General features: G+C 73.5%; 20 protein-coding genes. 14 read left to right on the plus strand and 6 right to left on the minus strand.

What is annotated here, in order from left to right:
• Positions 1-86 precede the first annotated feature (86 nt).
• On the minus strand, positions 87-1,892 hold the full coding sequence (locus tag ACFVQG_RS05420) for a thiamine pyrophosphate-requiring protein (RefSeq protein ID WP_383377111.1): 1,806 nt from the start codon (positions 1,890-1,892) through the stop codon (positions 87-89).
• A gap of 238 nt (positions 1,893-2,130) precedes the next feature.
• Here ACFVQG_RS05420 and ACFVQG_RS05425 point away from each other — a divergent pair, with 238 nt between their 5' ends.
• The 4 genes from ACFVQG_RS05425 to ACFVQG_RS05440 all read left to right on the plus strand — a co-directional run bounded on the left by ACFVQG_RS05425 (position 2,131) and on the right by ACFVQG_RS05440 (position 6,300).
• Positions 2,131-2,925: an RNA polymerase sigma factor SigF gene (locus ACFVQG_RS05425; protein WP_383377113.1), complete on the plus strand. Its 795-nt coding sequence runs from the start codon at positions 2,131-2,133 to the stop codon at positions 2,923-2,925.
• A gap of 303 nt (positions 2,926-3,228) precedes the next feature.
• Entirely contained in the window at positions 3,229-3,846 is a 618-nt protein-coding gene (locus ACFVQG_RS05430) for a hypothetical protein (RefSeq protein WP_383377114.1), read from the plus strand.
• Between the two features lie 118 nt (positions 3,847-3,964).
• Positions 3,965-5,209, plus strand: coding sequence for an aminotransferase class I/II-fold pyridoxal phosphate-dependent enzyme (locus tag ACFVQG_RS05435; RefSeq protein ID WP_383377116.1), 1,245 nt, complete (start codon positions 3,965-3,967; stop codon positions 5,207-5,209).
• The gene (locus ACFVQG_RS05440; RefSeq protein ID WP_383377118.1) at positions 5,206-6,300 is read left to right on the plus strand and encodes an MBL fold metallo-hydrolase; all 1,095 of its coding nucleotides are present in this window, start codon (positions 5,206-5,208) and stop codon (positions 6,298-6,300) included. Before ACFVQG_RS05435 ends, ACFVQG_RS05440 begins: the two co-directional genes overlap by 4 nt.
• Before the next feature lie 48 nt (positions 6,301-6,348).
• Here ACFVQG_RS05440 and ACFVQG_RS05445 read toward each other — a convergent pair whose 3' ends face one another.
• A complete protein-coding gene (locus tag ACFVQG_RS05445) occupies positions 6,349-6,972 on the minus strand; it encodes a DedA family protein (RefSeq protein ID WP_383377120.1) in 624 nt (207 codons plus the stop codon).
• Entirely contained in the window at positions 6,969-7,742 is a 774-nt protein-coding gene (locus ACFVQG_RS05450) for an MBL fold metallo-hydrolase (RefSeq protein WP_383377122.1), read from the minus strand. Before ACFVQG_RS05450 ends, ACFVQG_RS05445 begins: the two co-directional genes overlap by 4 nt.
• A gap of 83 nt (positions 7,743-7,825) precedes the next feature.
• On the opposite strand from ACFVQG_RS05450, the gene ACFVQG_RS05455 reads away from it, so the two are divergent.
• The 6 genes from ACFVQG_RS05455 (at position 7,826) to dnaK (ending at position 15,223) form a co-directional block, all read left to right on the plus strand.
• A complete protein-coding gene (locus tag ACFVQG_RS05455) occupies positions 7,826-8,239 on the plus strand; it encodes a hypothetical protein (protein ID WP_383377124.1) in 414 nt (137 codons plus the stop codon).
• A 105-nt stretch (positions 8,240-8,344) separates the two neighbouring features.
• Positions 8,345-10,426 (plus strand): phage holin family protein, encoded by a 2,082-nt coding sequence (locus ACFVQG_RS05460; RefSeq protein ID WP_383377126.1) that lies wholly within the window; start codon positions 8,345-8,347, stop codon positions 10,424-10,426.
• Positions 10,427-10,589: 163 nt separating this feature from the next.
• A complete protein-coding gene (locus tag ACFVQG_RS05465) occupies positions 10,590-11,018 on the plus strand; it encodes an OsmC family protein (RefSeq protein WP_383377128.1) in 429 nt (142 codons plus the stop codon).
• A gap of 100 nt (positions 11,019-11,118) precedes the next feature.
• Positions 11,119-12,501, plus strand: coding sequence for a hypothetical protein (locus ACFVQG_RS05470; protein ID WP_383377129.1), 1,383 nt, complete (start codon positions 11,119-11,121; stop codon positions 12,499-12,501).
• A 5-nt stretch (positions 12,502-12,506) separates the two neighbouring features.
• Positions 12,507-13,256 (plus strand): glycerophosphodiester phosphodiesterase family protein, encoded by a 750-nt coding sequence (locus ACFVQG_RS05475; RefSeq protein ID WP_383377133.1) that lies wholly within the window; start codon positions 12,507-12,509, stop codon positions 13,254-13,256.
• A gap of 104 nt (positions 13,257-13,360) precedes the next feature.
• Positions 13,361-15,223 carry a molecular chaperone DnaK gene (dnaK, locus tag ACFVQG_RS05480; RefSeq protein WP_383377135.1) on the plus strand — a complete coding sequence of 621 codons (1,863 nt, stop codon included), beginning with the start codon at positions 13,361-13,363 and terminating at the stop codon, positions 15,221-15,223.
• Between the two features lie 76 nt (positions 15,224-15,299).
• On the opposite strand, the gene ACFVQG_RS05485 is transcribed toward dnaK, so the two are convergent.
• Positions 15,300-15,782 carry a nitrate reductase molybdenum cofactor assembly chaperone gene (locus ACFVQG_RS05485; protein WP_383377136.1) on the minus strand — a complete coding sequence of 161 codons (483 nt, stop codon included), beginning with the start codon at positions 15,780-15,782 and terminating at the stop codon, positions 15,300-15,302.
• 105 nt (positions 15,783-15,887) lie between these two features.
• Positions 15,888-16,751 (minus strand): helix-turn-helix domain-containing protein, encoded by an 864-nt coding sequence (locus ACFVQG_RS05490; RefSeq protein ID WP_383377138.1) that lies wholly within the window; start codon positions 16,749-16,751, stop codon positions 15,888-15,890.
• Between the two features lie 273 nt (positions 16,752-17,024).
• On the opposite strand from ACFVQG_RS05490, the gene ACFVQG_RS05495 reads away from it, so the two are divergent.
• Positions 17,025-17,450: a hypothetical protein gene (locus tag ACFVQG_RS05495; RefSeq protein ID WP_383377140.1), complete on the plus strand. Its 426-nt coding sequence runs from the start codon at positions 17,025-17,027 to the stop codon at positions 17,448-17,450.
• On the opposite strand, the gene ACFVQG_RS05500 is transcribed toward ACFVQG_RS05495, so the two are convergent.
• Entirely contained in the window at positions 17,432-18,262 is an 831-nt protein-coding gene (locus tag ACFVQG_RS05500; RefSeq protein ID WP_383377142.1) for a helix-turn-helix domain-containing protein, read from the minus strand. The genes ACFVQG_RS05495 and ACFVQG_RS05500 overlap by 19 nt on opposite strands.
• Before the next feature lie 154 nt (positions 18,263-18,416).
• Between ACFVQG_RS05500 and ACFVQG_RS05505 the strand changes: the two genes are divergently transcribed.
• The 3 genes from ACFVQG_RS05505 (at position 18,417) to ACFVQG_RS05515 (ending at position 21,563) form a co-directional block, all read left to right on the plus strand.
• Positions 18,417-18,722, plus strand: a complete 306-nt coding sequence (locus ACFVQG_RS05505; RefSeq protein ID WP_383377145.1) for a 4a-hydroxytetrahydrobiopterin dehydratase — start codon at positions 18,417-18,419, stop codon at positions 18,720-18,722.
• A gap of 81 nt (positions 18,723-18,803) precedes the next feature.
• Positions 18,804-19,544: a class I SAM-dependent methyltransferase gene (locus tag ACFVQG_RS05510; protein ID WP_383377147.1), complete on the plus strand. Its 741-nt coding sequence runs from the start codon at positions 18,804-18,806 to the stop codon at positions 19,542-19,544.
• Positions 19,545-19,688: 144 nt separating this feature from the next.
• Complete coding sequence (locus ACFVQG_RS05515) at positions 19,689-21,563, plus strand: rhamnogalacturonan lyase (RefSeq protein WP_383377149.1); 1,875 nt, start codon at positions 19,689-19,691, stop codon at positions 21,561-21,563.
• Positions 21,564-21,638 lie beyond the last annotated feature (75 nt).

Consider the following 21,638-nt stretch of genomic DNA (forward strand, 5'->3'; position numbering starts at 1 on the left):
CGTCGTGCTGGCGCTGGGCCGCTACGAGGAGCTGGTACTGCCGGGAGAGCCCGGAGGACAGGACGAGCGGGGCACGCCCCGCCCGCCTACCGCTCCTCCCGCCGCTTCTCCCGGCCCGGCAGGAACTCCTGCATCTTCGCCTTGAAGCCCTGCTTGATCACCGAGCCGCGGTCGGCGTCGCCCTTGAGGAGCGACGCGGCCGTGGCCTCCATCTGCTCCCAGGTCGCGTGCGGCGGTACCGGCGGCACGGCGGGATCGGTGAGGAACTCGATCACCGCGGGCCCGTCCGCCTCCAGACCGGCGCGCCAGCCCGCCTCCACGTCCTGCGGCTTCTCCACCCGGATGCCGGTCAGACCCAGCGAGCGGGCGAACGCCGCGTACTGCACGTCCGGCAGCTCCTGCGACGGCAGGAACGACGGCGCCCCGCCCATGGCCCGCAGCTCCCATGTCACCTGGTTCAGGTCGTGGTTGTTCCACACCCCGACCACCAGCCGCCGGTCCTCCCAGCGGTCCTGGTACTTCGCCGCGGTGATCAGCTCCGCCAGCCCGTTCATCTGCATCGCGCCATCCCCGACCAGCGCGATCACGGGCCGGTCCGGATGGGCGAACTTCGCCCCGATCGCGTACGGCACCCCGCAGCCCATCGTCGCCAGCGTGCCGGACAGCGACCCGCGCATGCCCGTGCGCATCGTCAGGTGCCGGGCGTACCAGTTCGCCGTGGACCCGGAGTCGGAGGTGACGATCGCGTCGCCCGGCAGCAGCGGGTCGAGCGCCCGCGCCACGTACTCGGGGTTGATCGGATCGGCCGACAGCTCCGCCCGCCGCTCCAAGACGTCCCGCCAGCGCGCCGTGTTCGCGCACACCGTGTCGAACCACTCGCGCCCACGGTCGGTGTCCAGGAGCGGCATCAGCCGCTGCAACGTCTCCTTCGCGTCGCCGACCAGATTCACCTCGTACGGGTAGCGCATCCCGATCATGTGCGGGTCGATGTCGATCTGCACCCCGCGCGCCTTGCCGAACTCCGGCAGGAACTGCGCGTACGGGAAGGACGAACCGATGGTCAGCAGCGTGTCGCAGTCCCGCATCAGCTCGTACGACGGACGCGTGCCGAGCAGCCCGATCGAGCCGGTGACATACGGCAGTTCGTCGCTGAGGGCGTCCTTGCCGAGCAGCGCCTTCGCCACCCCGGCGCCCAGCAGTTCGGCGATCCGCTCCACCTCGTGCCGTGCGCCGGACGCGCCCTGGCCGACCAGGATCGCCACCTTGTCACCGGCGTTGAGGACCTCCGCCGCCCGCCGGAGCGCGTCGTCGGAGGGGAGCGCCGTATAGGCACTGGTGTCCAGGCTGGAGGGCACCATCTTGAACTCGTGCGTCGGCGGCGAGTAGTCCAGCTCCTGCACGTCGCCGGGGATGATCACGGCCGTCGGGCAGCGGCGCGCGTACGCCGTGCGCATCGCCCGGTCCAGCACGTTCGGCAACTGCTCGGGCACCGTCACCGTCTCCACGAACTCCGAGGCGACGTCCTTGAACAGGGTGTGCAGATCGACCTCCTGCTGGTAGGAGCCGCCCATCGCGGTGCGGTGCGTCTGGCCGACGATCGCCACCACCGGCACATGGTCCAGCTTGGCGTCGTACAGGCCGTTCAGCAGGTGGATCGCCCCCGGCCCCGACGTCGCCGCGCACACCCCGACCCGGCCGCTGAACTTGGCGTAGCCGACCGCCTGGAACGCGGACATCTCCTCGTGCCGGGACTGGATGAAGCGCGGGTGGTCGTCGGCGCGGCCCCAGGCCGCGAGCAGACCGTTGATGCCGTCGCCCGGGTAGCCGAAGACTTGCTCCACACCCCACTCGCGCAGCCGCTGCAGAACGTGGTCGGAGACCTTGGTGCTCATGGAGGAACCTCCAGGGAGAACGGCACGGGAAGCACGTGACGAGTCACCCTCCGGGCACGGACGGAAACCTTGAGGTGTTTGCCCGGCAGGGCGTCGGGCAGGCGCTTCCCAGTGCTTCGGACAGCAGGCACGTCCGTGGGAGCGGCCCGTCATGGCCCCACGTGCGCCCGGTCCGGCCCGCGCGCTCCCGCGGTGACCGTCCCATTCCCGAGCACGGTCCAAGGGAGTTGCCCGCACCATGCGAAGCCCAGCGAAGACGCGGAACCACCCGCACGACGACGCCCCCGACACCACCGAATCCTTCCGCCGCCTCGCCGGACTGCCCCCCGGCGCCGAACGCGACGCCCTGCGCGGCCGTATCGTCGAGGCCTGGCTGCCCATGGCCGAACGCATCGCCGGACGCTTCCGCAGCCGCGGCGAGCCCTACGAGGACCTGCGCCAGGTGGCCGCCCTCGGCCTGGTCAAGGCCGTCGACCGCTACGACCCCGGGCGTGGCAACGCGTTCGAGAGCTACGCCGTGCCCACCGTCACCGGTGAGATCAAGCGGCACTTCCGCGACCACATGTGGACCCTGCACGTGCCCCGCCGGGTGCAGGAGCTGCGCAACCGGGTGCGGTTCGCCTCCCAGGAACTGGCTCAGACCGCCATCGGGCGGCAGCCGACCGTCGCCGAGATCGCCGCGCGGGCCGACCTCAGCGAGGACGACGTACGCACCGGCCTGGAGGCGCTGGAGAGCTTCAGCACGCTGTCCCTGGACGCGGAGCTGCCGGGCAGCGACGACGGGTACTCGCTGAGCGACGCCCTCGGGTCGCCCGATCCCGCGCTGGACACGGTGGTCGACCGTGAGGCGGTGAAGCCGCGGCTGGCGGCGCTGCCGGAGCGGGAGCGGGAGATTCTCTACATGCGGTTCTTCGGGGACATGACGCAGAGCCGGATCGCGGAGCGGATGGGGATCTCGCAGATGCATGTGTCGCGGCTGATCAGCCGGTGCTGCGACCGGGTGCGGGAGGAGGTTCTGCGGGGGGTCGCGTAGGGGGTGGTTGCCCATTCGTCGCCGGGTCCACCTGGATCTCCAGCCAGCCCGCGCCCACGCGGCGGAGCCGCATATCGATGTCGGGGGCGGGTCACGCCCACGCGGCGGCTGCATATCGATGGCGAGGGCTGGGCACGCCCACCGCGGCGGAGCCGCATATCGACACAGCCCCGCGCCCCTCTGGGGCGGCTGTCACTCCGTTGGCTGTGCTGTCGCTGCCGACTTCCCTTGGGCGGGTTGTGATGGCTCTGTCATCGCGCACCGGTCTAAGGAGTCCCTCCCATGCGCCGTACCGCCCGTGTCATGTCCGTCGTCGCACTCTCCGGTACGGCGTTGACCTGCGGCATATCCGCCGTGTCCGCGGAGCCGACCGCGGAGGTGAGTCCCGCGGCGGTCCGGCCGGGCGGGACGCTCACCATCTCCGTGTCCTGCGATCCGCTCGGCGGGCCCGCGCCCGCGACCATCGAGGCGACCTCCCAGGCGTTCGAGGAGGGCACCGTCGAACTGGAACAGGTGCCCACCACCCTCGACACCAGGACCGGGCCCGCCTACCGGGGCACCGCCAAGATCGCGCCCCCCGGGAACTTCGAGGGCGGCCCCAACGCGGTCGGCCCCGACTCCGCGTGGTCCGTCGACGGGACCTGCCCGGCGCCGCCCGGCGGTCGGGGCAAGCAGTGGAGCGCGACCTTCACGGTGACCCACGCGGGCGGCGGCGGGGGCACGCACACCCCCAAGCCCTGCCCGTCGCCGCACCACACCCCCTGCCACGGCACGGGCCCCAAGCACGGGGTGCACGCCGGTGAGGGCGGCACGTTCACCGACTCGCTGCCCGCGCTGGCCACCGGAGGTCTACTGGTCGCGGGAGCCCTCGGCGCCGCGGTCTACCGGGTGCGGCGCAAGGAGCCGACCGCGGGCGCCTGACGGGGCACCGTCCTGGGTACTCACAGCGCGAGAGCACGTCCCGCACCGTACGGCCCACCGGTCCCACGGCGGCCGGTGGCGTGCCGGTGACACGACCACAGCGAGCGCGGAGGTGCGCATGCGGGCGGAACCGGAAGGCCACGGCCCCGTCCGCTTCGGGCCACCGCCCCCCGGGGACGGCCTGCCCGTGGTCCCCGACCTCGCCGCCGCCCTGGCCGCCGCGGCGCACCGCTCCGACGGGGAACCGGCCGGGGGCGGGCCCGCCCTGCTGGAGGCGGCCTGCGGCTACTGGGAACGGCGCGGACTGCCCACCGTGCCCGCCGCCGCGGTGGCCGGACCCGGCGCCCCCTCCCTGCTGCTCGCGCTGACCGCCGCGCTCGGCGGCGACGTCCTGGTGCCCCGGCCCTGCGCCGCCTGGTGGGCGCCGTACGCGCGCCTGCTCGGCAGACCCGTCTTCCATGTGGCGACCCCCGCCGAGTGCGGCGGCGTCCCCGACCCGTACGCCCTGCTGGAGACCGTGCGCCGGGTGCGCGCCGAGGGTGGCGACCCCCGGCTGCTCGTGCTGTCGGTCGCCGACGACCCGACGGGCACGGTCGCCCCGCCCGAGCTGCTGCACGAGACCGTCGAGGCCGCCACCGGCGAGGGACTGCACCTGGTCAGCGACGAGACCTGGCGCGACACCCTGCACGACCCGCACGACACGGTGCTGCTGAGCCCCGCCGAGATGCTGCCCGACCGGGTCACCGTCGTCACCGACCTGGCCGGTGCGCTGCTGCCGCCCGGCTGGCCCGCCGCCGTCGCCCGCTTCCCCGCCGGTGACACCGGGGACGGCCTCCACGCGCGCGTGCTGGACGTCCTCACCGCGCTCGACGGCCGCGTGGCCGCACCGGTCGCCGCCGCGGCCACGCTCGCGCTGACCGAGCCGCCCCAGGTCACCGGCCGCGTCACCGCCGCCGTACGACTGCACGCGCGCGTGGCCGCCGCCGCGCACCACGCCGTCGTCGCCGCGGGCGCCCTCGCCCTGCCCCCGCGGGCGGGCCGCCACCTCTACGCCGACCTCGCCCCGCTGCGGCCCGCGCTCGCCGCGCACGGCGTCGGCGACGCCCAGGAACTCGAGGACTTCCTCACCGCCCGGCTCGGCATGCCCGCCCCCGGCGGCCACCGCTTCGGCGACGCCCTCGCCGGGCTGCGCGTACGGCTGTCCACCGGCCCGCTGCTGGGCCGTACCGACGCCGAGCGCGCCGCATGCCTCGGCTCTCCCGAGCCACTGGAAATGCCCCATGTGCAACGCGCGTTGACCCATGTGAAGGCGGTCTTCGACGACCTCAGCGACGACGCTCAGCGACGGGAGTCTCCTCGATGACGCAGCAGTCCGAGTCGGCCAGCACCACCAGCACCCAGGACACCGAGCACCCGCCGCGCACCGACGACCCGGCACCGTCCCTCCCCGCACCCCTGACGCCGTTCCCGCCGCTCGCCGAACCCCGCCCGCTGGGCGAAGTCCGGGTCTGGCCGCGCACCTTCCACGACCGGCTGACCGCCCCGCTGCCCGGCCTGAAGGCCTTCGCCCGCTTCGCCCGCGAGGGCGCCGTACGCCCCGGCCGCGCGGGCCTCGCCGACATCCCCCGGCTGCCCTACCAGCCCGGCCGCGTCCCCCACGTCGACGCCCGCACCGTCGCCGTCACCTGGGCCGGACACGCCAGCTGGGTGCTGGGCATCGGCGGGCTCACCATCCTCACCGACCCCGTCTGGTCCCGCCGCATCCTCGGCACCCCGGCCCGCATCACCCCCGTGGGCGTCCCCTGGGACGAACTCCCGCGCGTCGACGCGGTCGTCATCAGCCACAACCACTACGACCACCTGGACGCCCCCACCCTGCGCCGCCTCCCGCGCGACACCCCCGTCTTCGTCCCGGCCGGGCTCGGCGTCTGGTTCCGCCGCCGCCGCTTCACCCAGGTCACCGAGCTGGACTGGTGGGAGGGGGCCGCCCTGCGCGGCGTCCGCCTCGACTTCGTGCCCTCCCACCACTGGTCCAAGCGCACCCTCACCGACACCTGCCGCAGCCTGTGGGGCGGCTGGGTCCTCACCGCCCCCGACGGCCGCCGCGTCTACTTCGCGGGCGACACCGGCTACGGCCACTGGTTCACCCGCATCGGCCAGCGCTACCCCGGCATCGACCTCGCCCTGCTTCCCATCGGCGCCTACAACCCCCGCTGGTGGCTCAGCGACGTCCACTGCGACCCCGAGGAGGCGGTCCAGGCCACCCAGGACCTCGGCGCCCACCGCATGGCCCCCATGCACTGGGCGACGTTCGTCCTGTCGGCGGAACCGGTTCTGGAGCCCTTGACCAGGGTGCGCAGGGCATGGAAGGAAGCAGGCCTCAGCCGGGCCGACCTGTGGGACCTCCCGGTAGGAGGCTCCCGCACCCTGTCCGACGGAGGCGCGTTGGCCTGAGGGGCGCGGGGAACCGTGCGAGCAACCACAACGCACCGGCCCCGGCACTCAGCCCGCGCCAGCTCCTCGCAGCCGCCGCCAGACCCCCGGCGCCGCGCTGATGAGCACGGTCAGCACCACCGCGGCCACCACCCCCTCCCACGGCTCCGGAAACAACGACCCCCCGAGCACCCCGATCAACTGATACGTCAACGCCCACGCCAGGCAGGCCGGAAAGTTCCCCCGCACGAACCTCCGCAGCGGCCACCGCGCCAACAGACACGCCAGCATCACCGGAATCCGCCCGGCAGGAACGAGACGCGACAGCACCAACACCGCCACCTCGTGCTCGGACAGCTTCGCCTGCGCCTGCGACAGCCGGTCCTCCGGCGCCCGCGACCGGATCGCCTCCAGCCACCGCGACCCGTTCCTCGACCGCATGCCACGCCGCCCCAGCCAGTACAGCGTGACGTCGCCGAGGAACGCGGCCAGCGCCGCCGTGGCGAACACCAGCGCCATCGACACCGGCGCCGCCCGGTGGAACGCCACCACCGCCGCCGAACTGACCAGCGCCCCCGTCGGCACCACCGGCACCAGCGCCCCGATGAGCACCAGCAGGAACAGCGACGGATACCCGATCACCTGGGCGGAGTCCGGGGTCGTCGTCGCCGGGGCCACCGCGAGCCAGCTCACCGCGCGACCTCCAGCCGTAGTCGCTCCCCGTGCCCCAGCCGGTGCACCGCGACCCCCGGCGCCCGCTCGGCCGCCAGCCGCGCGAACTCGTCGCCCGGCGCGTGGAACTCGTGCGGGCGTATCGCGTCCAGCCCGATCGGCCAGTACGTGCCGTAGTGCACCGGCACCGCGACCCCCGGCGCGAGCCGGGCCAGCGCCTCGGCCGCCCGCCCGGGGTCCAGATGGCCGTCGCCGAGGTACGGTCCCCAGCCGCCCACCGGCAGCAGCGCCACGTCGACCCGCCCGACCTCCTCGGCCATCGAGTCGAACAGCCCGGTGTCCCCGGCGAAGTACGTCCGCGCCTCGCCCTGCACCACGAACCCGAGGGCGGGGGAGCGGTGCCGCCCGACCGGCAGCCGCCGCCCGTCGTGCAGCGCGGGCACCGCCCGTATCGTCAGCGCCCCGACCGTCGTCTCGTCGCCCGGCGCCATCTCGGTCAGGCGCAGATGGGTGAGGCGGCGCAGTCCCGGCACGGCACGGGGGGCGCCCCGGGGCACGAGCAGGCGCGTGCCGGGCGCGAGCCGGGACAGCGACGGCACATGAAGGTGGTCGGCGTGCAGGTGGGAGACCAGGGCGACGTCCGCGCGCCGGGCGGCGGGCGGCGGCAGCGCGCCGCGGCGGCGCCGCAGGTGTGCCAGCCGCCGCGCGAACAGGGGGTCGGTCAGCAGGCGCACGTTCGAGTCCTCCACCGCGCAGGTGGCATGGCCCCACCAGGTGATCTCCACCGGCACCTCTTTGCCTCCTTCGCGCGACTCCCCGAAGCCTACGGGCAGGAGTAGGGTCAGCGGCGAAAGCCGGAGGTGAGGGGGACGCCATGGGACATTCCGCGGGTCGGGTCCGCGTCACGGCCATCGCCAGCCTGACCCCGCTCCAGGAACTGGACGCCGATCCCTTCCTGGTGGACTCCCGCAGCCAGCACGCGATGTGCGCCCGCTGGGCCGCCGAGCACGGCTATGTGGTCGTCCGTGAGCTGCTGGTGCGCGGCCTGCGGCCGGACCACGGCGTCCTGTGGGACGGGGTACGGCCGGGCACCGACGTGTTCGTGGCGCCCAGCGACCGGGTGCTGGCCAACGCCCTGTCGGACGTGGCGGCGTTCACCGCCGAGTGCGCCCGGCGCGGGGTCCGCGTGGAGACCGTCGGGTCGGCCGAACCGTCCTACGACGCCCGGATGAAGGCCTGTGTGCACCGGCGGCTGTCGATGCCGACGGCCGGGTACGACGGCCGCTGACGATCGGGCCCCCGCACCGGCCGCGCGCCCTGTTTCGCCGGGCGGTGTGACACGCTGGGTACGGGCCCGCGCCGATGACGGGCCGGGACGTGAGGTGTACGGGGCGTGCTGGGCGGGCGTTGGCGGCGGGTGGCCAGTCAGGTCGGGCGGAGCGTCACGGTGTGGGCCGTCTCCACGGTCACCATGCTCGTCCTCGCCGGGATCCTGCCCGACTTCCGGCTGCGCTCGGCCGACGGCGACAGCGCCACCGACATCGCCGTCACGGCCGCGTTCGGCGCCGGGGCGTTCGGTCTGCTGTCGGCCCTGGTCTGGCCGCTGATGGTACGGCTGCTGCTGCTGGTGCCCGCCCTGGTGCTCGGCCTGCTGGTGTTCTTCCTCAACGGCGCGCTGCTGCTGCTCGCGCTGCGCCTCAACCCCAACCCCGGCGAACACGGCGCCGCCGCCCCCGAGACCGCCGTGGTCGTCGCCGCCGTGATGTCCGCCGTCGCCTCCGCCACCGGCGCCGCCCTGGCCGTGCGCGACGACGACGCCTACCGGCGCCGCCTGTACCGCCTCTCCGACCGCCGCCGCCGCTCCCTGCCGCCGGGCCCCGCCAGCCCCGGCACCGTCTTCCTCCAGTTCGACGGCGTCGGCCACGACGTCCTGCTGGACGCGGTCGGCAAGAACCTGATGCCGACCGTCGCCCGCTGGCTCGGCGGCCCCGGCCAGCACGCCTCCCACCGCCTCACCCCCTGGCGCACCGACTGGTCCAGCCAGACCGGCGCCAGCCAGCTCGGCATCCTGCACGGCTCCAGCTACGACGTCCCCGCCTTCCGCTGGTACGAGAAGGACACCCGCGAGGTGATGGTCTGCAACCGCCCCACCAGCGCCGCCGAACTCCAGCGCCGCGCGGTCGCGCGCACCGGTGACGGCGGACTGCTCGGCGCCGACGGCGCCTCCCGCGGCAACCTCTTCAGCGGCGGCGCCGACGAGCAGGCCCTGGTGCTGTCCATCGCCACCCGGCGGCGCAGCCGCGAGACCCGCTCCCGCGCGGGCTACTTCGCCTACTTCTCCGACCCCGCCAACGCGGTGCGCACCGCCCTGTCCTTCGTCGCCGAGGTCGGCCGCGAGATCGGCCAGTCCACCCGGGCCCGCCTGCGCAAGCAGCGCCCCCGGGTCTCCCGCGGCGGCCTCTACCCCTTCGTGCGGGCCTTCGCCACCGTCGTCGAACGGGACGTCGTCGTCGCCGCGGTGATGGGCGACATGCTCGCCGGGCGCACCTCCGTCTACGCCGACCTGGTGGCGTACGACGAGGTGGCGCACCACTCCGGGCCGATGAGCCGGGACGCCGAGAAGGTCCTGCAGCGCCTGGACCGGGCGCTCGCACTGATCGAGAAGGTCGCCGAGCACGCGCCCCGCCCGTACCGGATCGTCGTCCTGTCCGACCACGGCCAGAGCCCCGGCGAGACCTTCCGCGCCCGCTACGGCCTCACCCTGGGCGACCTGGTGCGGGCGGGCTGCGGGCTGCCCGTGCCGCGCCGGGCCCGGCGCACCCACAGCGGCGCCGAGGCACGGGCCGCGGTGCGGGCCGCGCTGCGCATCCGGGTCGACCGGGGCGACGAGGAGTACCGGCCCGCCCGCCGCTCCGAACCGATCGTGCTCGCTTCCGGCAACCTCGGCCTGGTCTCCTTCCCGGACGTCTCCCACCGGATGACCAAGGAGGAGATCGACGCCCGCCACCCCGCGCTGCTGACCACCCTCGCCAACCACCCCGGCATCGGCTTCCTGCTGGTGCGCAGCGAGACCCACGGCGGGGTCGTCCTGGGCGCGTACGGCGCCGAGATCCCGGTCGCCGACCTCGACCACCGCCCCGGGCCGCTCGCCCCGTTCGGGCCGGGCGCCGCCGACGCCGTGCGCCGCACCCACGCCTTCCCGCACACCGCCGACATCATGGTCAACTCCTTCCACGACCCGGCCGACGGCGAAGTCCTCGCCTTCGAGGAGCAGATCGGCTCGCACGGCGGCCTCGGCGGCGCCCAGGGCAGACCGTTCCTGCTGTCCCCGCTGGTGTTCTCCGACCCGGCCGACGACGGCGCCGAGCTGGCCGGGGCCGAGCAGGTCCACCACGTACTGCGCCGCTGGCTCACGGAGGCATGCGGCCCCCAGGCGCCCGTCGACGAGGCCGAGCCGGACCGTCGCGCCGCCTGAGCCCCGTACCACACGGAACCCGCGCCCGCTCCACCGGTGTTGTGCGTGGGATGCGCTGGAATGTGATCGGATGGTTCCCGGACCCCGGGCACCGGGGTCGCCTCACGGCTTGTGAACGTCTCACCGGCTTGCGAAATCTCACCGGCTTGCGAAAGGAAGAACCGTGGCCACCACGCGCTCCGCACACACCGTCTGGGAAGGCAATCTCCTCGAGGGCAACGGAGTCGTCACCTTCGACTCCTCCGGCGCCATCGGCGACCAGCCCGTCACGTGGGCGTCGCGCGCCCAGGACGCCAACGGCAAGACCAGCCCCGAGGAACTGATCGCCGCCGCCCACTCCAGCTGCTTCTCCATGGCGTTCTCCAACATCCTCACCAAGGGCGGCAACCCGCCCACCAAGCTGGTCACCTCGGCCGACGTCGACTTCCAGCCGGGCGAGGGCATCACCGGCATCCACCTCACCGTCGAGGGCACGGTGCCCGGCATGGAGAGCGAGGCGTTCCTCGCCGCCGCCGAGGACGCCAAGGTCAACTGCCCGGTCAGCCAGGCCCTGAAGGCCGTACCGATCACGCTCTCCGCGAAGCTGGTCTGACCTCCCCGCCGAACCCCGCCCCGCGCGAGGGCGGGGTTCGGCCGGAGCAGGGGCCGGGTATCCAAGCCGGGTGAGCGACCGGTGGGGAAGGGATGGTGCGATGCTGCCGGACGCGGTCGGCGACGCGGCGCTGCTCGACTCCGCCACCCGCGCGCACACCAGGATCGTGCTGCTGTTCAGCCTCGCGGGCCGGATCGACCCCGGGCACGGCACGCGGACCCGCCCGGACAGCCTCGTCGACGGCTACGACTTCGGCCGGTTCGCGCCGCACCTGCTGACCAGCGAGGCGGTGCTGCCCGTACCGGTGCTGTCCGAGCACCCGGCGCCCGCCGCCCTGGCACTGCCGGGCGGTGACGCGCACCCGGCCCTCGCCGCCGTGCGGATCCTCCTCGTCACCACCCCGCGCGGGGACGCCACCCTCCTGCTGGACTGCGAGTTCACCGACCGCACCGAGCCCGCCGCGCTCGCCGCGTGGCTCGCGGCCACCTGCTTCGACCGGGAGCGGATCACCCTGCACGACCGGCCGCTGCTGACCGTGCTGGGCGAACGGCTCGCCCTGCCCGAGCCCCTGGCCTTCGGCCAGAACGTCCACCAGCTCGTCTTCCCCGGTGGCCCGCTCCTCGACGGCCTGCTCACGGCCGCCCGCGGCGGCGACCCGCAGCGGCTGGCCGGACCCCTGGGCGAGATCATCTACCGCGGCAGACTGCGCGCCGCCACGGCCCCGCCGCCCAACCTGCACCACCACGGCGTGACCCTGTCCGCGCACGGCCGCGGCGTCTCCGTCCAGGCGGGCTGGGCCCCGCACGTCGAGAACGGTCTGATGCTGGTCGCCCTCGGCCTGGTCTCCGCGCTGGCCGCCCTGCAGCGCACCCGGCTGGCCGCCTTCGCCATGATGCGGGCCAACGAACAGGCACCGGTCGACTCACCCACCGAGGTCCGCGCCCTCATCTCCCGGCTGTCGGCCGGGGTCAACGAACTCCAGCTCGACCTCGCCTTCGGCGTGGAGGCCTACGTCGACAGCCTCCTCGTACCGGAGATGCTCATGGAGGGCTTCCAGACCTCCCTGGGCGACGCCCTCGGCATCCGCGCCTGCCTGGACAACTCCGCCCGCATGGTGGAGCGGCTGACCTCCGTCATCAACGCCCGCTCCGCCGCCCTCGACGCCGCCCTCGCCGAACGCGACGAACGCCGCGACCGCACCGTCTCCGCGCTGGTCGCCGCGGCCACCTTGATCGCCCTGCCGCCGACGCTGCTGCTGGCGTTCTTCGGCGTCAACGGCACCGACGTCGACGAGGGGCGCTCCATCCTCGACCTGGAGGCCTACGGACCGGCCTACGCGCTCGCCTGGCTGCCCTTCGTGGCGCTGGCGGCCGTCGGCTATGCGCTGCTGCGCCGCGCGGGCCGCCGCTCCGGCGCCCTGCTCACCCCGCCCGACGAGGCCCGCCTGCCGGTGCCCGGGCCCCGCCCGCCCTCCGGGAGCTGACCGCCGTGCCGCCCGGCCCCGCCGTCTCCGCCCACCGCGGCGGCTCCGAGCGCTTCGGCGCCGCCACCTGGCAGGCGTACGAGGACGCGGTCGCCTCCGGCGCGGAGTACGTCGAGTTCGACATCCGCCGGACCTCCGACGGCGTCCTCGTCGTCCACCACGACCCCCGGGTACGGCACACCGGGCCGCTCCTGTCCGAGATCACCCACGCCGAGCTGAGCGCCCGCGCGGGATACCCGGTGCCGGTCGTCGACGAGGTCATGTCGCTGATCGCCGGGAAGCTGGCCGGGCACCTCGACCTGAAGGAGACCGGCTACGAGCGGGAGGTGATCGACCGCGCGGTCACCCTGCTCGGCGCCGACGGCTTGGTGGCCACCACCCTGGAGGACCGCTCCGTCGCCGAGATCACCCGGGCCTTCCCCGAGGTGCGCACCGTCCTGTCCCTGGGCCGCGACCGCAAGGAGATCGCCGCCTCCCGGCTGACCGCGACCCGGCTGAGCGAACTGTTCCCGCTGCGCCGGGTGCGCGCCTGCGGCGCCCACGGGGTCGCCGTGCACCAGCGCCTGGCCCGCGCCAACGTGCTGCGCGAGGCCGCCCGGCACCGCCTGTACACCATGGTGTGGACCGTCAACGACGACACCGCCCTGCGCACCTTCCTCGCCGACCCCCGCGTGGACGTCCTGGTCACCGACCGCCCCCGGCACGCCGTCGCCCTGCGCCGCGACACCCGCGCCGACCGGGGTACTCCGCTGTAGAGGACGTGGCCCCCGGGTAGCCCATACGCGCCATTGACAAGAGGCCACTCAAGTTTTGTGCTGGAGGGAGTGGCGGACACTCCCTGACGCGGAAGGGGACTGCGATGGGACGCGCGGTCGGTATCGATCTGGGGACCACCAACTCGGTGGTCGCCGTCCTGGAGGGCGGCGAGCCCACCGTCGTCGCCAACGCGGAGGGCGCGAGGACCACACCCTCGGTCGTGGCCTTCGCCAAGAACGGCGAGGTCCTGGTCGGCGAGGTCGCCAAGCGGCAGGCCGTGACCAACGTCGAACGCACCGCCCGCTCCGTGAAGCGGTACATGGGCGACGCGCACTGGCGCTTCCCCGACCAGGGCTCCGTCGACGGGACCCGCTTCCGCGCCCAGGAACTGTCCGCGCGGGTCCTGCAGAAGCTCAAGCGGGACGCCGAGTCCTATCTCGGCGAGGACGTCACCGACGCGGTGATCACCGTCCCCGCCTACTTCGACGACGCCCAGCGCCAGGCCACCAAGGAGGCCGGGGAGATCGCGGGCCTGAAGGTGCTGCGGATCATCAACGAACCGACCGCCGCCGCCCTCGCCTACGGCCTCGACCGCGGCGAGGAGCAGACCGTCCTCGTCTTCGACCTCGGCGGCGGCACCTTCGACGTCTCCCTCCTGGAGATCGGCGAGGGCGTCATCGAGGTCAAGGCCACCAACGGCGACACCCACCTCGGCGGCGACGACTGGGACCAGCGGATCGTCGACCACCTCGTGAAGAAGTTCAAGGGGCAGTACGGCATCGACCTCGCGGGCGACAAGATGGCGGTGCAGCGGCTGCGCGAGGGCGCCGAGAAGGCCAAGATCGAGCTGTCCTCGTCCTCGGAGTCCTCGATCAACCTGCCCTACATCACCGCCTCCGCCGAGGGCCCCCTCCACCTGGAGGAGAAGCTCACCCGCGCCCAGTTCCAGGAACTCACCGCCGACCTCCTCGACCGCTGCAAGACCCCCTTCCACCAGGCCGTCAAGGACGCCGGGATCAAGCTCGCCGCGATCGACCACGTCATCCTCGTCGGCGGCTCCACCCGGATGCCCGCGGTCACCGAACTGGTCCGCGAGCTGACCGGCAAGGACCCGCACAAGGGCGTCAACCCCGACGAGGTCGTGGCGGTCGGCGCGGCGCTCCAGGCCGGTGTCATCCGCGGCGACGTGAAGGACGTACTCCTCCTCGACGTCACCCCGCTGTCCCTCGGCATCGAGACCAAGGGCGGCATCATGACCAAGCTCATCGAGCGCAACACCACGATCCCGACCCGGCGTTCGGAGATCTTCACCACCGCCGCCGACAACCAGCCCTCCGTCGGCATCCAGGTCTACCAGGGCGAACGCGAGATCGCCGCGTACAACAAGAAGCTCGGCACCTTCGACCTCACCGGCCTGCCGCCCGCGCCGCGCGGCATCCCGCAGATCGAGGTCGCGTTCGACATCGACGCCAACGGGATCATGCACGTCTCCGCCAAGGACCTGGCCACCGGCCGCGAACAGAAGATGACCGTCACCGGCGGCTCCGCCCTCCCCAAGGACGACATCGACCGCATGATGCGGGAGGCGGAGCAGTACGCCGAGGAGGACCGCAGGCGCCGGGAGTCCGCCGAGACCCGCAACCAGGCCGAGCAACTCGTCTACCAGACCGAACGGTTCGTCACCGAGAACGGCGACCGCATCCCCGCGGAGACCCGCACCGAGGTCGACTCCGCCGTCACGGAACTGAAGGGACTGCTCGAGCAGAACGCCGAGACCGCCGCCCTGCGCACCGGCGTCGAGAAACTCGCCGCCGTCAGCCAGAAGATGGGCCAGGCCATGTACGCCCAGGCGGAGCAGCCGACGGCGGGCTCCGCCCAGGAGCAGGGCACGCCGCAGGACGAGGAGGGCGTGGTGGACGCGGAGATCGTCGACGAGGAACGCGACCAGAAGGGCGGCGCGGCCTGAGGCGCGGGCGGGCGCGGCCCACCCGGGGGCGCGGGGAACCGCGTGACCAGCCACCACGCACCCGCGGACGGAAGGCTCAGCGTGGCTGCGGCACCGGGTCCGTCAGGTCGCCCGGATGGGCGGGCGGCAGTGTCGCGCACACGGCGTCCAGGACACAGGCGTACGGCGTCCCGAACCCGGCCAGGCGCGCCCGCAGTTCCTCCAGCGCGTCCCGGTGCCCGGTCAGCGGATCGGTGTTGCCCGTGCGCGCGGCGAACTCCAGCACCGCGGGCAGGAAGTCCGGCCGCTCCTCACCGGTGCACTCAAGACCGTGCGCCCGGTACAGGTCGGACAGCCGCGCCGGAGCGGCCCCGCCCCGCCCGAGGTAGAGGCCCTGCGCCCCGAACACCCGCACGTACTCCTCCGCCAGCTCACCCGGCGGCGTGACCGCCGCGTGGTCGGCGAACTCCCGCACCTGCGGAGCGGCCTCCCGCAGCAGCGGCAGCCGGGCCAGGAAGTCGTCGTCCGGGTAGGTCAGACAGAGCGCCGCCGCCTGGTACAGCACCTCGAATCCGGGCATCAGGCTCGCCTCCTGCCGGTCGGTCCCGCGCACTCCCTCGCCCGCCCGTCCCTTAGAACCTAGGCGGCGACGCGCCGACGCACCCGCCGACCGCACCCGTACGGGTCACACGCTCCCGCGGTACTCCCGCAGCAGCTGCTTGGTGCGCGCCACCGACGCCGCGTGCGCCGACATGTGGTCCAGCACCTCCAGGTGCCCGGACACCTCGGCACGCGAGTCGAGGTACAGCGCGCCGGTCAGGTACTCGGTGAAGACCATGTCCGGCAGCTCCGGCTGGCCGAACCTGAACAGCGAGAACGGCGCGTACGTCCCCGGATGCGGGCCGTGCCGGAACTCCGCGATCTGCAAGGTCACCAGGTCGCTCTCGGTGGCCTCCAGCAGCCGGTCCACCTGGTCGCGCATCACCTCGGGCTTGGTGCTCACCGGACGCCGCAGCACCGTCTCGTCCATGATCACCCACAGGTGGGGCGGATCCGGGCGCTTCCACAGCTCCTGCCGGGTCAGCCGCAGCTTCACATGCCGTTCGATGGTGTCCGGCCCGGACTGCCCTATCGTCCCCGCCTCCAGCACCGCCCGCGCGTACGCCTCCGTCTGGAGCAGCCCGGGCACGAAGTGCGGCTCGTAGCTGCGGATGATCCGCGCCGCGCCCTCCAGGCTGACGTACATGCTGAACCACTCCGGCAGCACATCGTGGAACCGCTGCCACCAGCCCGGCTGGTTCGCCTCCTCGGCCAGCGACACGAAGGCCGCCACCTCCTCCTCGGCCACACCGTACGTGGTCAGCAGCACCTGGACGTACGGGATCTTCAGCGCGACCTCGGCCGTCTCCATGCGCCGCACGGTGGCCGGGGCGACCCGGAGCACCCGCGCGGCCTCCTCACGGCTCAGCCGGGCCGCCTCCCGCAGTTCCTGCAGACGTCTGCCGAGTACCACCTGGCCCACCGTGGGCGCGGGTCGCCGCTCACTCACGCCACGCCTCCCCTACGCGCCGAAAGCATGGGTGCAGTGTGTCATGTTCCCGCGGCGGTCTCACGTGGCGGGAGGTGAGGTTCTCACCACTCCTGGTCACCAAATCGGGGCGGAGGGACGGATTCTGACCACTGATCACGCATTACCTCGCAGGTAATGGACCACGCCCCCGGCCCGCGGGATCGTGAGGGCACCGGATTCCGGGTCGGCGCACTCCGACCCGGGAGCCGGGTCCCCGCGCACCACCACGACCCCGACGGAGGGTGTTCCGCCATGTCCGCAACCCACCTCGCCGCTCTCGCCCGCACCACCGAGCCGCAGCTGATGCTGCGCCGCTTCCTCGCGCTGGACGCCGTGGTCACCGGGACGAACGGCATCGCCTACCTCGTCGCCTCCGGACCGCTCGGCCGCCTCTTCGACGTCGACTCCGGCCTGCTGCTCGTCCTCGGGGTGTTCCTCGTCGTGTACGCGGCGGCCGTCGGCCTGCTCGGTTCCCGCCCCAGCCCGGCCGCCCTCGGCGTGCGGGCCGTGGTCGAGGCCAACCTCGCCTGGGCGGCGGTGAGTTTCGTCGCCCTCGGGGTGTGGCTGTCACCGAGCACCACCGGGGTGGTCTGGATCGTCCTCCAGGCGCTCACCGTGGCCGGTTTCGCCGCCCTCCAGTACGGCTCCCTCAAGGCACGTCAGGGCAGCAGCGACTGAAGGTACTTGACCGTCGCCGGGTCGCCCGGGAGCAGCGTCTCGATGGCCAGCTCGGCGACGGTCACGTCCATCGGCGTGTTGAACGTGGAGATGGACGAGATGAACGACAGCGTCCGGCCCTCGTGCTCGATCAGCAGCGGCAGCGCGAAGTACGGGACCGGCCCGGCCGGTTCGGCCTCCACCGCCGACTCCGGCACCGGATACGCCGCCACCTCCTCGTACAGCGCCCGCAGCGCCGCCGACCGGTGCAGCGCGATCTGCCGCTCCATCTGCGCCAGCAGATGCCCGCGCCACTCCCGCAGGTTGCGGATGCGCGGCGCGAGCCCCTCCGGGTGCAGGGTCAGCCGCATCGCGTTCAGCGGCGGCCCGAGCAGCGCCTCCGGCACCCCGTCGAGGAGCATCGTGATGCCCCGGTTGGCCGCCAGCACGTTGTAGGTGGCGTCGACCACCAGCGCCGGATACGGCTCGTAGCCCTGTATCAGGCGCTCCATACCGGCCCGCAGCGCGTCCAGCGCCGGGTCGTCCAGCGGGGTCTCCGGGAAGCGGGGGGCGTAACCGGCCGCCAGCAGCAGCGCGTTGCGCTCCCGTACCGGCACGTCGAGGTGCTCCGCGAGCCGCAGCACCATCTCCTCGCTCGGCCGGGAGCGGCCCGTCTCGATGAAGCTGATGTGCCGGGAGGAGGAGTCGGCGCGCAGCGCCAGCTCCAGCTGGCTGATCCGCCGCCGCTCCCGCCAGGCCCGCAGCAGCGGGCCGACCCCCTGGTCGGCGGGCGCGGCGCCGGGCGCGGTACGGGCGGGTGTCGCAGTGCTCATGCCTACGACGGTATCGGCAGACGGCACGCCGGAACGAGCCACCCGGACGGTCCCGGTTCGGTCCTGCCCTCCTGTGGCACGCTGAGAAGGTACCCGTACCCAGGCCCGCGCCCGCGGTGTCCGAGAGCGCCCGTACCCGAAGGGGAGCGACCCCATGCCCGTCCAACCGCTGTCGCCCGGGGAGATCGAGGAGCACCTCGCCGAACTGCCCGGCTGGTCCCTCGACGGGAACCGGCTCACCCGCTCCTACCGGCTCGGCTCGCACATCGCGGCGGCGGCCCTGGTCGTGCACATCGCCCAGGTCCAGGACGAACTGGACCACCACTCCGACCTCACCCTCGGCTACCACGGCGTCGACCTCTCCGTGAACACCCACAGCGTGGGCGGCGCCGTCACCGAACTGGACGTCGAACTCGCCCGCCGCGTCGAGGCGCTGGCCCCCGCGCACGGGGCGAGCTGAGCGGACGCCGCGCCGCGGACGTAGGAGACGTAGGAGACGTAGAAGACGGAGAAGCGGATCAGGTCCGGAGGGGGGTCGGCGATGCTCGACTACGACAAGGAAGCCGAGGGCTACGACGCCTGGCGGGGCGGTGAGCCGAGGGCGGCCGAGGCCGCCGACGCCGTACGGGGACTGATCCCGCGGCAGACCCGCGCCCTGCTCGACCTCGCCTGCGGCACCGGCATCGTCACCCGGCGGCTCGCCACCGCGCGGGAGGGCATGCGGGTCACCGGCGTCGACCGGTCGGTGGCCATGGCCCGGCAGGCCGCCGCCCGGCTGCCGGGCACGATCGTGCTCGCGGACGCCCGCCGACTGCCGTTCCGTGACGGCGAGTTCGACGCCGTCACCAGCGTGTGGCTGCTGCACCTCCCGCCGACGGACGACGACGTGCGGGCCATCGTCGCCGAGTGCGCCCGGGTGCTGCGGCCCGGCGGGGTGTTCGTCACCACCGTCGACAAGGCCGCCTCGCACAACGTGGGCAGTGACATCGACGCCGTGATGGCCGCGCGGCCCCGCCGCCCCGCCAGGGACACCCCGCACCTGGTGGAGTCGTACGCCGCCGAGTGCGGTCTGCGCGCCGCGGGGCAGGCCCGTTTCCGGGGCCGGGGACAGGGCCGCAGCCCCCGCCGTACGATCGCCGACCTGCGCCGCGGCTGGTTCGTCACCGTGCCGCCGGGCAGCCCGCTGGCCGAGGAGTTCATCGGCCGCCTGGCCGCCCTGCCCGACCAGGAACGCGACCGTCCCGACCCGGTGTTCACCCTGCGGGCCTTCCGCAAGGACTGAGGCGGGGGCCGCGAGGACCGAGGCGGGCCGAGGGGGGCCGAGGGGGCCGAGGGGGCCGAGGGGGGGCCGCGCGGGGGGCAACCAATCCGGGCCCGGTGGCGACTGGGAGACGGAATCCATCCGTCCTCCCGGGAGGTACGTCCCGTGCAGCACCCCCACAGGCACCGCAGACGCCGCACGCCCATCCTCGCGGTGGCCGTCGCCGCGACCGCCCTGACCGGCGCCGGACTGACCGCGCTCACCACCGACACCGCCGAGGCCGCGACGGCCCGGCAGGTCGAGAGGCTCGACCGGGGCGTGGCCAGCGTCCACACCGGCACCGGCAACCTGGTCAGCTGGCGCTGGCTGGCGACGGACCCCACCGACGTCGCCTTCAACGTCTACCGGGCCGGTACGAAGGTCAACCCCGCGCCGATCACCGGCTCCACCAACTTCTTCCACTCCGGCGCGCCCAACTCGGCCGACTACACCGTCCGCGCCGTCGTGGGCGGCGTGGAGCAGGGCGACTCGGTGCACGCGGTGCAGTTCCGCGCCGGATACAAGGACGTGCCCATCGCCCCGCCCGCCGGAGGCACGACCCCGGACGGCGTCGCCTACACCTACGAGGCCAACGACGCCTCGGTGGCCGACCTGGACGGCGACGGCGCCCTGGACTTCGTCCTGAAGTGGCAGCCCACCAACGCCAAGGACAACTCCCAGTCCGGCTACACCGGCAACACCGTCGTCGACGGCATCAAGCTCGACGGCACCCGGCTGTGGCGCATCGACCTGGGCCGCAACATCCGCTCCGGCGCGCACTACACCCAGTTCCAGGCCTACGACTACGACGGCGACGGCAAGGCCGAGGTCGCCATGAAGACCGCGGACGGCACGGTCGACGGCACCGGCGCGGTGATCGGCAGCGCGTCGGCCGACCACCGCAACTCGTCCGGCTACGTCCTGTCCGGCCCCGAGTACCTCACGATGTTCAACGGCCAGACCGGCAGGGCGATGGGCACGGTCGACTACGTCCCCGCCCGTGGGACCGTCTCCTCCTGGGGCGACTCCTACGGCAACCGCGTCGACCGCTTCCTCGCGGGCACGGCGTACCTGGACGGCGCCCGCCCCTCCCTGATCATGGCCCGCGGCTACTACACGCGCTCCGTCATCGCCGCCTGGGACTGGCGGGGCGGCGCCTTCACCCGCCGCTGGACCTTCGACACCAACTCCTCCACCAACAGCGGCCGGGGCTACGACGGCCAGGGCTCGCACAGCCTCTCCGTCGGCGACGTCGACAACGACGGCCGCGACGAGATCGTCTACGGCTCGATGGCCGTCGACGACAACGGCAACGGCCTGTGGACCGCCCGCACCGGCCACGGCGACGCCCAGCACCTGGGCGACCTCGACCCGTCGGCCTCGGGCCTCGAGTACTTCAAGGTCTCCGAGTCCACCTCACAGCCCGCCGAGCTGTACCTCAACCCCGCCAACGGCTCGATCCGCTGGCAGCTCTCCGCCTGCTGCGACAACGGCCGCGGTGTCGCCGCCGACATCCACGCGGGCAACGACGGCGCCGAGATGTGGTCGGCCTCCGACACCTCCATCCGCGACGAGGCCGGTGCCGCCAAGGGCCGTGAGCCGTCCTCGGTGAACTTCCTGTCCTGGTGGGACGGCGACACCGTCCGCGAACTCCTCGACGGCACCCGGATCGACAAGTACGGCACCTCCGCCGAGACCCGTCTGCTGACCGGCTCCGGCGTCTCCTCCAACAACGGCACCAAGTCCACCCCCGCCCTCGCCGGGGACATCATCGGCGACTGGCGCGAGGAGGTCGTCTGGCGCACCAGCGACAACCGCAACCTGCGCATCTACTCCACCCCCCACGAGACCACCACCAAGATCACCACCCTCCTCCACGACACCATGTACCGCACGGGCCTGGCCTGGCAGAACACCGCCTACAACCAGCCCCCGCACCCCAGCTTCTTCATCGGCAACAAGATGCCCACGGCGCCTCGGCCGACGGTGTACACGCCGTAGTCCGCCCACATGCCGTGGTGCGTACGGCGCACAGGGGGCGCGTGCCGGGCACGCGCCCCCTGTCCTTGTGCCCGT

It is taken from the genome of Streptomyces sp. NPDC057877, assembly GCF_042796855.1.
Classification (GTDB): domain Bacteria; phylum Actinomycetota; class Actinomycetes; order Streptomycetales; family Streptomycetaceae; genus Streptomyces.

Excerpts from the sequence above, each read along its gene's own strand:
- ACFVQG_RS05420 (WP_383377111.1), bottom strand. The coding sequence starts at position 1,892 with ATGAGCACCAAGGTCTCCGACCACGTTCTGCAGCGGCTGCGCGAGTGG.
- ACFVQG_RS05425 (WP_383377113.1), top strand. The coding sequence starts at position 2,131 with ATGCGAAGCCCAGCGAAGACGCGGAACCACCCGCACGACGACGCCCCC.
- ACFVQG_RS05430 (WP_383377114.1), top strand. The coding sequence starts at position 3,229 with ATGTCCGTCGTCGCACTCTCCGGTACGGCGTTGACCTGCGGCATATCC.
- ACFVQG_RS05435 (WP_383377116.1), top strand. The coding sequence starts at position 3,965 with ATGCGGGCGGAACCGGAAGGCCACGGCCCCGTCCGCTTCGGGCCACCG.
- ACFVQG_RS05440 (WP_383377118.1), top strand. The coding sequence starts at position 5,206 with ATGACGCAGCAGTCCGAGTCGGCCAGCACCACCAGCACCCAGGACACC.
- ACFVQG_RS05455 (WP_383377124.1), top strand. The coding sequence starts at position 7,826 with ATGGGACATTCCGCGGGTCGGGTCCGCGTCACGGCCATCGCCAGCCTG.
- ACFVQG_RS05470 (WP_383377129.1), top strand. The coding sequence starts at position 11,119 with ATGCTGCCGGACGCGGTCGGCGACGCGGCGCTGCTCGACTCCGCCACC.
- dnaK (WP_383377135.1), top strand. The coding sequence starts at position 13,361 with ATGGGACGCGCGGTCGGTATCGATCTGGGGACCACCAACTCGGTGGTC.
- ACFVQG_RS05485 (WP_383377136.1), bottom strand. The coding sequence starts at position 15,782 with ATGCCCGGATTCGAGGTGCTGTACCAGGCGGCGGCGCTCTGTCTGACC.
- ACFVQG_RS05495 (WP_383377140.1), top strand. The coding sequence starts at position 17,025 with ATGTCCGCAACCCACCTCGCCGCTCTCGCCCGCACCACCGAGCCGCAG.
- ACFVQG_RS05500 (WP_383377142.1), bottom strand. The coding sequence starts at position 18,262 with ATGAGCACTGCGACACCCGCCCGTACCGCGCCCGGCGCCGCGCCCGCC.
- ACFVQG_RS05505 (WP_383377145.1), top strand. The coding sequence starts at position 18,417 with ATGCCCGTCCAACCGCTGTCGCCCGGGGAGATCGAGGAGCACCTCGCC.
- ACFVQG_RS05510 (WP_383377147.1), top strand. The coding sequence starts at position 18,804 with ATGCTCGACTACGACAAGGAAGCCGAGGGCTACGACGCCTGGCGGGGC.